At 51.2% G+C, this 11,328-nt stretch carries 13 protein-coding genes and 1 pseudogene; 12 read left to right on the top strand and 2 right to left on the bottom strand.

Going from position 1 to position 11,328, the window contains the following annotated elements; translation table 11 throughout:
* Positions 1-289 precede the first annotated feature (289 nt).
* The gene (locus tag O71_RS16595; protein ID WP_007659095.1) at positions 290-1,402 is read right to left on the bottom strand and encodes an SDR family oxidoreductase; all 1,113 of its coding nucleotides are present in this window, start codon (positions 1,400-1,402) and stop codon (positions 290-292) included.
* 489 nt (positions 1,403-1,891) lie between these two features.
* Here O71_RS16595 and O71_RS26885 point away from each other — a divergent pair, with 489 nt between their 5' ends.
* From O71_RS26885 to O71_RS16580, 6 genes and pseudogenes are all read left to right on the top strand, one after another.
* Positions 1,892-2,446, top strand: coding sequence for a serine acetyltransferase (locus tag O71_RS26885; RefSeq protein ID WP_007659093.1), 555 nt, complete (start codon positions 1,892-1,894; stop codon positions 2,444-2,446).
* 118 nt (positions 2,447-2,564) lie between these two features.
* On the top strand, positions 2,565-3,308 hold the full coding sequence (locus O71_RS22015; protein ID WP_007659090.1) for a PAS domain-containing protein: 744 nt from the start codon (positions 2,565-2,567) through the stop codon (positions 3,306-3,308).
* Positions 3,293-3,340, top strand: a pseudogene (locus tag O71_RS26625) (hypothetical protein); the annotation flags it as partial. The gene O71_RS22015 and the pseudogene O71_RS26625, both read left to right, overlap by 16 nt.
* Positions 3,341-3,385: 45 nt before the next feature.
* Positions 3,386-3,964: a PAS domain S-box protein gene (locus O71_RS23430; RefSeq protein WP_155800972.1), complete on the top strand. Its 579-nt coding sequence runs from the start codon at positions 3,386-3,388 to the stop codon at positions 3,962-3,964.
* Between the two features lie 5 nt (positions 3,965-3,969).
* Positions 3,970-4,509: an ATP-binding protein gene (locus tag O71_RS23425; RefSeq protein ID WP_007659084.1), complete on the top strand. Its 540-nt coding sequence runs from the start codon at positions 3,970-3,972 to the stop codon at positions 4,507-4,509.
* Positions 4,510-4,691: 182 nt separating this feature from the next.
* Positions 4,692-5,606: a pirin family protein gene (locus tag O71_RS16580; protein WP_007659082.1), complete on the top strand. Its 915-nt coding sequence runs from the start codon at positions 4,692-4,694 to the stop codon at positions 5,604-5,606.
* Between the two features lie 10 nt (positions 5,607-5,616).
* On the opposite strand, the gene O71_RS16575 is transcribed toward O71_RS16580, so the two are convergent.
* Positions 5,617-6,495 carry an AraC family transcriptional regulator gene (locus tag O71_RS16575; protein WP_007659080.1) on the bottom strand — a complete coding sequence of 293 codons (879 nt, stop codon included), beginning with the start codon at positions 6,493-6,495 and terminating at the stop codon, positions 5,617-5,619.
* Positions 6,496-6,753: 258 nt separating this feature from the next.
* Here O71_RS16575 and O71_RS16570 point away from each other — a divergent pair, with 258 nt between their 5' ends.
* The 6 genes from O71_RS16570 to O71_RS16550 form a co-directional block, all read left to right on the top strand.
* Positions 6,754-7,047, top strand: a complete 294-nt coding sequence (locus tag O71_RS16570; RefSeq protein WP_007659078.1) for a DUF983 domain-containing protein — start codon at positions 6,754-6,756, stop codon at positions 7,045-7,047.
* A 299-nt stretch (positions 7,048-7,346) separates the two neighbouring features.
* The gene (locus tag O71_RS16565; protein WP_007659077.1) at positions 7,347-7,937 is read left to right on the top strand and encodes a TetR/AcrR family transcriptional regulator; all 591 of its coding nucleotides are present in this window, start codon (positions 7,347-7,349) and stop codon (positions 7,935-7,937) included.
* Between the two features lie 212 nt (positions 7,938-8,149).
* Entirely contained in the window at positions 8,150-8,512 is a 363-nt protein-coding gene (locus tag O71_RS26620) for an aminotransferase class I/II-fold pyridoxal phosphate-dependent enzyme (protein ID WP_007659075.1), read from the top strand.
* On the top strand, positions 8,488-9,390 hold the full coding sequence (locus O71_RS16560) for an aminotransferase class I/II-fold pyridoxal phosphate-dependent enzyme (protein WP_007659073.1): 903 nt from the start codon (positions 8,488-8,490) through the stop codon (positions 9,388-9,390). The genes O71_RS26620 and O71_RS16560 overlap by 25 nt, the downstream gene beginning before the upstream one ends.
* Positions 9,368-10,489 carry a hypothetical protein gene (locus O71_RS16555; RefSeq protein WP_007659071.1) on the top strand — a complete coding sequence of 374 codons (1,122 nt, stop codon included), beginning with the start codon at positions 9,368-9,370 and terminating at the stop codon, positions 10,487-10,489. Before O71_RS16560 ends, O71_RS16555 begins: the two co-directional genes overlap by 23 nt.
* A partial coding sequence (locus tag O71_RS16550; protein WP_007659069.1) for an NAD(P)-dependent oxidoreductase occupies positions 10,486-11,328 on the top strand: 843 nt, incomplete at its 3' end. The genes O71_RS16555 and O71_RS16550, both read left to right, overlap by 4 nt.

Genomic DNA, 11,328 nt, shown 5'->3' with positions numbered 1-11,328 from the left:
TGATTTACTAATTATAAATATAATATCAGATGTGTTTCTGGTTTGATTAAGCTAAAATAACCTTTATAGACTCTTAAGCCATATTTTAAACAAATTTTTGTTGGGCGGATGTGGGATTGTGTTAAGCCTTAATGCTTGTTTTTATTGTAATATTTTTATTTTGGAAATCTGGCTGTCTCAGCTGCTCTCTATATAAAAACAAAAACAGGTGCAAAAGTTCTGGACTTTGCACCTGTTTTCGAAGCTTTTATGCATTGCCTGCACAGTTGGCGCAGGCAGAAAAAGCAGTTTAGAGCGGTCGCTGCGGAGGAAGTGGATTAACATTCACTTCTTCTACAATCTCCACAACCTCTACCATCTCTGGTTTGGTATTCTCCTGCTTGTAATTGCGCTTACCGTTGTCTGTGCGCTTTTTGCCCATCAGAGCCAGAGCAGCGGCACCTGCTGCGGCGACTACAGCGCCCGCCACTACCGGGTTGGTGAGTGCTCGGGTATAGAGGCTGGTTGGCATAGTGTCCTTGATGCGGCCATGTATGCGACCGCCTTCACCTGGTCTGTGCAAGGCACCCTCGCGGTGCTGTGCCGGTTCGTCCAGAAGCTGCATGTCCGTCATGAGGAGTTCACTGGAAGTATCCATCAGGCCCGGGGCGATCTTATTCGTAAGGCTCATAAGCTTGCCGCCTCCGCCTACCATCAGGTCGCGCTTCTGGTGAGTGGCAGCATAGAGGATGGCATTGGCCACTTCTTCCGGCTCATATACCGGTGGCGGCAGGGTCAGTTTATGGTCTGTGTAGTTCTTGGCATGGTCAGGGTAGGGGGTGTTTATGCCCGAAGGTTTGATCAGCGTAACCGATACAGGTGCTTCATCCTCTTCCAGTTCTATGCGCAGGGAGTCTGTAAAGCCCTTCACAGCATGCTTTGTGGCGCTGTACATGCCCTGCATCGGGATACCCATGTCGGACAGCACGCTGCCAATGTTGATGATCGCCCCACCCCGGTTGCGCAGGTGCATAGCGGCCATCTGTGAGCCATACACTACTCCCCAGAAGTTGGTGTCGAAGAGGCGGCGGTTGTCTTCGTCACTCACCTCCAGCAGGCGGCCGTAAACGGAAACGCCGGCATTGTTCACCCAGGTATCAAAGCCGCCAAAATGTGACATGGCCATATCGGCGATACGCTGCACATCCTGCTGACGAGCCACGTCAGCCCCGATGGCAATGGCTTCGCCGCCTTTGTCATTTATTTCCTGTGCTATATCATATAGCGCCTGCTCGTTGCGGGCCGCCAGCACCAGGCGCGCTCCTTTTTCGGCTGCGGCAAAGGCCGTGCAAAGCCCGATACCGCTCGATGCCCCTGTAATCACGATTACCTGGTCCTTCAATGGTTTTAGTTTGATCTTCATAGTTCATCAGTTGTTTTGTCGGAAAAATAGATTGTACCTTAATAAGGTACGCACATCTGGACTTGCAGTTAGGGAATAGCTGCTTCAGACACCAGGCTTTCACTAAGTTTTACACCTCTTTTGGTTTTAGTTTTCCGGGGAAAAAACGGCAACGTCGGGTTTTGGGTGACAGGGCAGCTTTGAAATTAAATGGCTAGTATTGTGGTTATACAGCAGGACATACCCCTGAGATAAATAAAATGACCGAAGAAGAGTTCGACGCCACGTTCACCTATACCTTAGACATGCTGCTGGCTGCCATGGCAGAGGAGTCCGAGATTGATCCTGAAAATTTTCAGCATGGCCTGTGTTCTTGAAAATCTGCGTTTTTTCAGCCCTGTGCTGTATGGGGCTATCCGGATAAAACCGGAGTAGTGGATAAGCTTGGTTTGAATGTTGCAACGCCAGGCTGCAACATAGCGTATGCGGAATATAAATTAATACTCGCCTATGTTTTTGTCTTACGTGTTCCAGGACTGGAATGTCAACAAAGGAAATCTGAAAGGGCGCCTCGTGATGGTGCTATTCCGCCTGGCCCGACCTGCTTCTATCAACACCTTTTTTCGCATTATCTGGTTGCCATACCTGGCCTTCTACAAGTTCTTTGTCGAATGGGTATTGGGTATAGAACTGCCTCACTGGACTACCGTGGGCAAGAATTTTTTCCTGGGCCACGGACAGGCCCTGGTGGTGAACGGCTGCTCCGTGATCGGTGAAAACTGCTTTTTCCGCCACTCCACTACCCTGGGTAACATACGTCGTGAAGACGGCAGTTATACCGGTTCTCCTATTATCGGTAACAACGTGGAACTAGGTGCCAACGTGTGCATCATCGGGGAGGTGCGCATAGGGAACAACGTGCGCATTGGTGCGGGATCTGTCGTAGTAAAAGACATACCTGATAACTGCGTAGCAGTGGGTAATCCGGCCCGTGTCATCAGGCGTCTTGACCAGCCCGCCATGCCTGATGAGGTAAACAGTAACCTGCAGCCGCAGGAGGTATAGCCTGGCTTTTCGCCATACCTAGTTAATTTTTTTCCATATATTGCCTAAATACCAGCAATTTTAACCTAAAAAGCTGAAGACTCTCATACCTACTCACCTTACCTAAGCAGCTTTTTTAATGGACATGAACTTAAAACCAGTTACTGCCTCCGCAGCAGGTATAGACACCGGCGGTGAGGAGCAGTACCGGATTCTGATCGACAGCATAACAGACTATGCCATTTTTCTGCTCAACCCGGAGGGCTACATCAGCACTTGGAATACCGGGGCGAAGCAGATAAAAGGCTATGATGCTGAAGAGATCATCGGAAAGCATTTTTCGATCTTTTACACGAAAAAGGATGTTGCCGAAAATCACCCGGCAGCGGAACTGAGCAAAGCCATCCTGGAGGGCAAGTACACAGAGGAAGGCTGGCGCGTGAAAAAGGACGGCTCCGTCTTCTGGGCGAATGTGGTCATCACACCCGTGTATAACAAAGACCAGCAGCTGATTGCCTTCTCTAAGGTCACCCGAGACCTGTCGGAGCGCAAAAAGGCCGAGGATGATCTGTACCGTGCCTTTGAGGAGTTGAAGGAGAGCGAAGAACGCTTCCGTCTGCTCATAGAGGGGGTGACAGACTATGCCATCTTCATGCTGGACCCGGGGGGCAATGTGGCTACCTGGAATCATGGTGCCCGCCGCATGAATGGCTATGAAGCGCACGAGATCATCGGAAAGTATTTTTCCAGGTTCTACAGCCAGGAGCAGGTAGAGGAGGGTTTCCGGATTATGAACTCAGGCAGGCAAAAGAGCACGGCAGATTTGAGGACACAGGCTGGCGCTATAGGAAGGACGGTTCTGTCTTCTGGGCAAACACGGTGATCACTGCCATTTTCAATGAAAAGAACGACCTGATCGGCTTTTCGAAAATAACCCGCGACCTGACTGAAAAGCTTCAGATGGAGCAACAGCTTTTCCGTGTGAATGAAGAGCTGCGGGAGAGTGAAGAAAAAAGCCGCCTGCTGATCGATGGTGTAAAGGACTACGCCATTCTGATGCTGAATCCAGAAGGGATCGTGATGAGCTGGAACGAAGGGGCCGAACGTATCAAGGGCTACAAATCAGGAGAGATCATCGGCCGTCATTTTTCTGCTTTCTACGATCGGGAATCTATCTCAAAAGGCTTTCCGCAGTATGAACTCAGGAAGGCGCAGGAGGTGGGTCGCTTTGAAGACGAGGGCTGGCGCATTCGCAAGGACGGTACTGCTTTTTGGGCAAATGTGGTGATAACCCCCATTTACAACGGCAAAAAGCGGCTGCTGGGTTACTCCAAAGTAACCCGGGACCTGACAGAACGCCGCCGCAACGAGGAGCTGATGCACAAGAATAGTGAGCTGATCAAGATCAACAACGAGCTTGATAATTTTGTGTACGCGGCCTCCCATGACCTGAAAGCGCCGATCACCAACCTCGAGGCCTGCTGCAGGCGCTGGAGGAAGACCTGGAGGATGACTTACAGAAACACGAGGTGCTGTTAAAACACATGAATGGCGCACTCGGCACGCTTAAAAACGTGATCGCAGACTTGTCTGATGTGACGAAACTGAAGCACGAGCACGAGGCACCGGAAGACGTGCAGATTCGGGACATGCTGGAAGACATCAAGATCAGCCTGCAGCCTTACATCGAACACACCGGGGCAGTTGTACAGTGCAAGGACATGGCCTTTGAGACCCTGCGCTACTCCCGCAAAAACCTGCGGAGCATTCTGTTCAACCTGGTCTCCAATGCCATCAAGTATTCGAACCCTGATCGAAGTCCGATCGTCAAAATCAGCACAACCATAACTGAAAGTGGGGTGTACGAACTCTCGGTACAGGATAACGGCCTGGGCCTGGCCCCGAGTCAGATCGGTAAGATTTTCTCTTTGTTTAAGCGTGCACATGACCATGTGGAGGGTTCAGGTATAGGACTATACCTGGTGAAGCGTATTCTCGACAACTCCGGCGACAGTATTTCAGTGGAAAGTGAGGAAGCAGTGGGTTCCAGATTTATAGTTCGCTTCCATCAGGCAAAGAAATGATGACCATACCTGTAATGTCATTTACCTTCCAGATGAAGGCAGGATAGAAGTAAAAAGGGACTGGGCGTAGCATAACTTTCAGCGTATACTTCAGTAAGTAGGTATGGGCGCGGCCCGGGCATGGCCATCGCGCAGAGGGAAGCGTTTCATGCCAGGTATAGGATTATATTAAATGTACACGAATGCTGGATCTTGTCATTGAAGCACGCAAAGCCTCGCTCGCTCCCGGAATGGACGTGCGGCGTATTCTGCCGTTTCGGCTCCGCCGCATGGTAGGCCCCTTTATCTTCATGGACCATGCCGGTCCTGTAGACCTGCAGCCGCCCATCAGCCACGACATGGATGTGCTGCCACATCCGCACATAGGCCTTTCCACGGTCAGCTACCTGTTTGGCGGACAGGTGACCCACCGCGACAGCCTGGGCGTGGAGCAGATCATCAGGCCGGGAGAGGTAAACTGGATGACAGCAGGTAGCGGCATTGCGCACTCCGAACGCTTCGAAGACCCTGCTACCCTGGCCGGGGGCGAGCTCGAAATGATTCAGACCTGGGTAGCGCTGCCTGAGAAGGATGAAGAGTCCGCCCCTTCGTTTGAGAACTATAAACCCGAACAACTTCCCGTTTTTACAGAAACCGGCGTATGGATGCGCCTGATTGCCGGCGACGCTTACGGGCTGCGCAACGGCGTGAAAATCCATTCCCCCCTGTTTTACCTGCATGTCGTGCTGGAAAAAGGCGCCCGTTTTGGTTTGCCAAAAGAGCACTCAGAACGGGGTGTTTATGTGGCCAAAGGCAGTATAGAAGTCTCCCACAGAACCTATACCGTAGGGCAGATGCTGGTCTTTAACAAAGGGGCAGACCCTATGATCGTGGCAAAAGAACCAACTACTTTGATGCTGCTTGGCGGAGAGCCAGTGGGTGAACGCTACATCTGGTGGAATTTTGTGTCCTCGCGCAAGGAGCGGATAGAACAGGCGAAAGCAGACTGGAAAGAAGGACGCATCCTGCTGCCACCCACTGACAACCTGGAGTATGTTCCGCTTCCTGCCGATCGTTCCAAACCTGCCGGTGGCCCCTCGCCGCAGGCGCTGTCTTAAGGTATAGCCCTTACTTATTCGAAGCCCTGAATTGCTCGGGGGTGCAGCCTATGTGTTTTTTGAAAAAGCGGAAGAAATAGGTATTGTCAAAGTAACCGAGTTCCGCAGCGATTTGAGAACTCGTGAGGTCAGCATGTACCAGGAGGCGCTGCGCCTCCAGCAATGTTCTGTCCTGTATCAGCTCCTTGGTGGTTTTGTTCAGGGCATTGCGGCAGACGTCGTTCAGGTGTTTGGGCGTCACATGCAGGCGTTCTGCATAAAAAGACACAGGTTGTTGCTCTTTGTAGTGCAGGTCGATGAGTCGCTCCAGCTGCTGCAGCAGGGCAAGATCTTTTGCAAAAGTCCCTTTCACAGCCTCACCCGGTTTGAAAATACGGGTTAGCTCGATCAGCAGTATGTCCAGGTACCTGCTAAGGGCCACATCTCGCATCAATCCGTTCTGCCTGTATTCCTGCTGCAGCAGTTGCAGGATGGGCATCAGGGTATTTTCATGAGCCTGGCTGATCCGGAGCACCGGGTTGTAGAGCAAGGCATTGAAAAACGGAAATTCGAACGGCATCCTGTGCGGATACTCCTTTGCATAAAACTCCTGCGAAAAGAAAATGATCAGGCCATCGGCATCACTCGAGAGCTCCCAACTGTGCACCTGCCCGGGCGTCAGAAAGAATACGTTGCCGGGTTGTACGTCATAGGTCTTGAAGTCGATGGTATGCGTACCCTGGCCCTGCGTGACAAACAGGATAATGTAAAAGTCGTGTTTGTGAGGTTTGCGGATGAACAGGTGCTCCTGCAGGTGGGCAGAAAAAGAGCTGATGTAGAAGTACCTGTCTTTGCGGGACCGGGCTTCAAAATCCTGTATCTGGTAAATGGGAAGATGTTCTTTTGCCATGGCAGTTTTCGTTCTATGCCCTCGGATGAATCACTTGATTTGAGCGCTGAGTGCGCAGCCTAAAAGTACAGCATTTCGTCGTTTTTGTGCCGATTCAACAGCATACTAAAGAGCTAAATTTGCTTAGTCATTAGGATACAGAACGTCATGAGCGAGAAAAAGTCATTTTTATACAGTGTCGCTACCGCAAAATGCCCGCGCTGCCGGGAGGGGAACATGTTTCCGGAAGGAACCTTGTATAGCCCCAGGTTCGCAGACATGCACGCGAACTGCCCCTGCTGCGGTCAGGTTTTTGAGCCGGAGCCGGGCTATTACTATGGGGCCATGTATGTGAGCTTCGCATTCAATGTGGCTGTTTTTCTGGTGTTTCTTTTTGTGATGTACCAGGCAGGAGTGGAGGTAACCATCCCCATGATGATGGCCCTGGTCGGAATAACCGTAGTGGGTTTGCTGCCGATCATCTTCCGACTGTCCCGATCCCTTTGGATCCATATCTTTATCAGGTATGAGGGGCCCAGCACCCAGATCCCCAAAAAGTTGCACACACACTGATCCGGGAGCAGGTAGCACTGCTGCAGAACCGGGGATGAAAATAGGCCAGACAAAGAACTTGTCCGGCTGAAGCGATACTATATGCTGCACAGGCCCTGAAGATGGGCTTTGTGGCCTGCATATAGTAGGTTTAGTTTGACTAGACCGCTCCAGGTATACCTGGAGCGGTCATTTGTTTTCGGGGGGTAGGTATAGAGATATCGTTCGGTGATACCCGTAAAAAAAATGGTCTGGAAAAGTAGATTAATGTTTAACTTTCTTTTACCTTTGGACCGAAAAACGATTTTGGTCTAACGTGTATGAACGAGAAGGATGAGCTTGTAAGAAAGGAGATTCTGGACGAAGCCCAAAAACTGTTCAGGCACTTTGGCTGGGCCAAGACCACCATGGAGGACATAGCCAAAGCCGCCGGAAAAGGAAAGAGTACACTTTATTATTACTATAAAAGTAAAGACGATATCTTTGATGCGGTCCTCACACGCGAGATGGACGAGGTTTTCCGGACGCTGCAGGAGGAGGTGAACAAAGCACAGACAGCTGAAGACAAACTGAGAACCCTTTGTCTTACCCGGTTCAACATCCTCAAAAAGAAAGCGAACCTGTACACTGTAATAAAAGGGGACATAGAAGCCAACATTCCGCGCCTGAGGGATCTGCACAGACGATATGAACTGAGAGAAATCAGCTTGGTTCGGAATATCCTCCGGTTTGGCCTCGAACGGAAAGAGTTTGCCCAGTATGCGGCAGATGATATAGATGCCATCGCATTCGCTATGGTTTGCGCTTTTCGCGGACTTGAGGTAGGCTTGCTGGTCGAAAATAACTTTGCAGCGCTGGAAGGCAGGATGGACATCATCAATAATATTTTAATGCGCGGATTGAAAACGTAAATTTTCGGTCTGACCAAAGTGCTTTCCAAAAATAATCCATAAAATTTAAGGAATTATTGATAATAAATAGTAGTATTAGTAGGGATAAGTAGTTCTATAGTTTATGAACCAAGAGAACTGTGTGAATGTCAACGCGCAGTTTTAAACCGGCTGAAAACGTGCTGGAGTTCATGCCAGTTAAATAAATACAGATAACAATTAACGTGTTGTAGATGGGCAATATACTTCGTGAGAAAATCCTCGCCCGTGAGAAGAGTGCTGCGCACCATGCAGCTGAAAGAGCGATGGCGCAGGGGGCCTATCCTTATTTCAGATCAATAGAGTCTGCTCAGGATACGGAAGTGATCATAAACGGTCAGAAGGTGCTGATGTTTGGGTCGAACGCTTATTTGGGACTTACAAACCATCCGAAGGTAAAGGAAGCGGCCATTAGGGCAATTGAGCAGTATGGTAGTGGCTGTGCAGGTTCCCGTTTTCTGAATGGCACGCTGGACATACATCAGGAGTTGGAGCGCAGACTGGCAGAATATGTGGGCAAGGACGCCGCCTGGTGTTCAGCACCGGCTTCCAGGTAAACCTGGGCGTGATATCCAGCCTCACCGGCCGCAACGACTACATTATACTCGATGAGTACAACCATGCCTCCATCATCGACGGAAGCAGACTTTCATTCTCCAGGGTGATCAAGTACAGGCACAACGACATGCTTGACCTCGAGAGCAAGTTAAGCCGCCTGCCTGCAGATGCTATCAAGCTGATCGTGGTGGACGGGGTTTTCAGCATGGAAGGTGATATCGTGAAACTGCCGGAGCTGGTGGCCCTGGCTGAGCGCTACGGCGGCAGCATTATGGTAGACGATGCCCACGGACTGGGTGTGATCGGGGAGCAGGGGGCCGGCACGGCCTCGCACTTCGGACTTACCGACCAGGTGGACCTGATCATGGGCACCTTCAGCAAGTCACTTGCCTCGCTGGGTGGTTTCATTGCAAGCGATTTCGATACCATCCAGTACCTGAAGCACCATGCGCGCTCGCTCATTTTCAGTGCGAGCATGTCGCCAGCCTCCGTGGCCAGTACCCTCGCCGCCCTGGACATCATTCAGTCGGAACCGGAGCGCCGTGAGCAGCTTTGGCGTAACACCAACTATGCGATAGAACTCCTGACGGCCGCTGGCCTGGAACTGGGCCCGACGGAAACGCCGATCATTCCGGTCTATGTGCGGGACAACTACCAGACCTTTATGGTGACGAAATTGCTGCAGGACAACGGTATTTTTGTGAACCCAGTGGTAGCGCCGGCAGTTCCTGCTGATTCTACCCTGCTGCGTCTCTCCATTATGGCTACGCATACCTTTGACCAGATCGAAGAGGCGGTTACTAAAATTGCTGATGCATTTAAATTGCTCGGCATCAACTCCCGAAATACATCTTATGAAGAGAGTACTGCCTGTTGATACCAAGCAGCAGTTGAAAGCCTTCATTGACTTTCCGCATGCCCTGTATAAAGACGATCCGCACTACGTGCCGGAGCTTTATATGGCGCAAAAGGACCTGTTGACGCCAGGCAAACACCCGTTTCATGACCACTCCGAAGTACAGCTATACCTGGCCTACGACGGTGACAAGCTCGTAGGGCGCATTGCGGCTATACTCAATAACAATCACAACGCTTTCAACAATAGCCGGGACGGTTTTTTCGGATTTTTCGACTGCGTGAATGATGGGGAAGTAGCCAGTATGCTCATCCAGAAGGCACAGCAATGGCTGCTGGCAAAGCAGGTGACCACCATGATCGGTCCGGTGAACTTCTCAACAAATGAAACCTGTGGTTTGCTGGTGGAGGGTTTTGAAAGCTCGCCGGTGGCCATGATGCCCTATAACTACAGCTATTACATACAGCTGCTGGAAAAGCTGGGCTTCCGGAAGAAGGTGGATTTACTGGCTTACCAGTTCCTGTCAGAAGGCTACAACGACAAAGCTGCCCGCATGGCAACAGCTCTTCGTGAGCGTTTGGCACAGAAAGGCATTATCATCCGCCCGATCAACCTGAAAAACTATAAGCAGGAAGCAGAGAGCCTACGGGAGATCTACAACTCAGCCTGGGACAAGAACCTGGGCTTTGTGCCGATGACACCGAAGGAGTTTGACTACATGGCCAAAGACCTGAAACTGATCGTGGACCCGGATTTCTGTCTGATTGCCGAGCATAACGGGAAAGTGATAGGCTTTTCGCTGGCTATACCTGACATCAACCAGATCCTCAAAAAGATCAAAAGAGGACGTTTGCTGCCAACTGGTATTTTTAAGTTGCTGCTGTTGCGCAAAAAGATAACGGCCGTGCGGATCATCGCGCTGGGCGTGGTGGAAGGGTATCGGAAAATGGGGATAGAAGCCTGTTTCTACGGCGCTGCCATGCAGAAGCACCGGGAAAAGAAGATGCATTCAGCTGAAGCCTCCTGGATACTGGAGAATAACGTGCTGATGAACCAGGGGCTGCTGAAAATGGGTGCTACGCCTTATAAAAAATACAGGATCTACGAGAAGGCGATATGAAGGAACGGGTACTGATAACGGGAGCAAGCGGCTTTGTGGGGCACCACCTGGTGGAGGCTGCCGTACAGGCAGGGCTGGAGGTATACGCCGCTGTACGGCCTTCCAGCGAGGTAGCGCACCTGCAGGCTTTTGATATCCACTACACCTCCCTTAAATTCAACGACTCCGCAGCACTGGTAAAGGAGCTGGAGGAGAAGCAGTATCATTACATCATCCATGCGGCGGGCATCACCAAGGCCAAAAGCGAGCAGGAATACAATAGCGTAAACGCGGACTATACCCAAAAGCTGGCTTTGGCAGCTTTGGAGGCCGATATACCGCTGAAGAAGTTTGTCTTCATCAGCAGCCTGGCGGCGCTAGGGCCGGTAATGTACAGCGACACAACGCCAATACATGAGCAGAGCAAGGCGCAACCGGTAACAGCCTACGGCAAAAGCAAGCGCCTGGCCGAGCAGTACCTGGCGGAGCTACAGGATCTGCCGCTGGTCGTGCTGCGCCCGACGGCGGTGTATGGTCCACGGGAGAAAGATATTTTCATCGTTCTCAAGACCCTGAATCTGGGGCTGGAGCCTTACATCAGCAACAAGCCGCAGTGGCTGAGCTTTGTGTACGTGAAAGACCTGGCAAGGGCGGTGATTCAGGCATTGGGCGCAGAAATACACCATGCCTGCTACAATGTGTCCGACGGCAACAGCTACGACCGTTACGCCCTGGCTACTATTACCAAGCGCATTTTGGGCAGGAAGGCCATTCGCTTTCACCTGCCGATGGGGGTGGTGACTGTGATGGCCCGGCTACTGGAGGCGGCCTACGCGACCAGCAGCAAAATGCCGGCCCTG

This window comes from Pontibacter sp. BAB1700 (assembly GCF_000277005.1).
In the GTDB taxonomy this organism is placed as follows: Bacteria; Bacteroidota; Bacteroidia; order Cytophagales; family Hymenobacteraceae; genus Pontibacter; species Pontibacter lucknowensis.
Note: the sequence above shows the minus strand (reverse complement) of the source record. Positions and strands in the feature narration are given on the sequence as shown.

Excerpts from the sequence above, each read along its gene's own strand:
- O71_RS16595 (WP_007659095.1), bottom strand. The coding sequence starts at position 1,402 with ATGAAGATCAAACTAAAACCATTGAAGGACCAGGTAATCGTGATTACA.
- O71_RS26885 (WP_007659093.1), top strand. The coding sequence starts at position 1,892 with ATGTTTTTGTCTTACGTGTTCCAGGACTGGAATGTCAACAAAGGAAAT.
- O71_RS22015 (WP_007659090.1), top strand. The coding sequence starts at position 2,565 with ATGGACATGAACTTAAAACCAGTTACTGCCTCCGCAGCAGGTATAGAC.
- O71_RS23430 (WP_155800972.1), top strand. The coding sequence starts at position 3,386 with ATGGAGCAACAGCTTTTCCGTGTGAATGAAGAGCTGCGGGAGAGTGAA.
- O71_RS23425 (WP_007659084.1), top strand. The coding sequence starts at position 3,970 with ATGAATGGCGCACTCGGCACGCTTAAAAACGTGATCGCAGACTTGTCT.
- O71_RS16580 (WP_007659082.1), top strand. The coding sequence starts at position 4,692 with ATGCTGGATCTTGTCATTGAAGCACGCAAAGCCTCGCTCGCTCCCGGA.
- O71_RS16575 (WP_007659080.1), bottom strand. The coding sequence starts at position 6,495 with ATGGCAAAAGAACATCTTCCCATTTACCAGATACAGGATTTTGAAGCC.
- O71_RS16570 (WP_007659078.1), top strand. The coding sequence starts at position 6,754 with ATGCACGCGAACTGCCCCTGCTGCGGTCAGGTTTTTGAGCCGGAGCCG.
- O71_RS16565 (WP_007659077.1), top strand. The coding sequence starts at position 7,347 with ATGAACGAGAAGGATGAGCTTGTAAGAAAGGAGATTCTGGACGAAGCC.
- O71_RS26620 (WP_007659075.1), top strand. The coding sequence starts at position 8,150 with ATGGGCAATATACTTCGTGAGAAAATCCTCGCCCGTGAGAAGAGTGCT.
- O71_RS16555 (WP_007659071.1), top strand. The coding sequence starts at position 9,368 with ATGAAGAGAGTACTGCCTGTTGATACCAAGCAGCAGTTGAAAGCCTTC.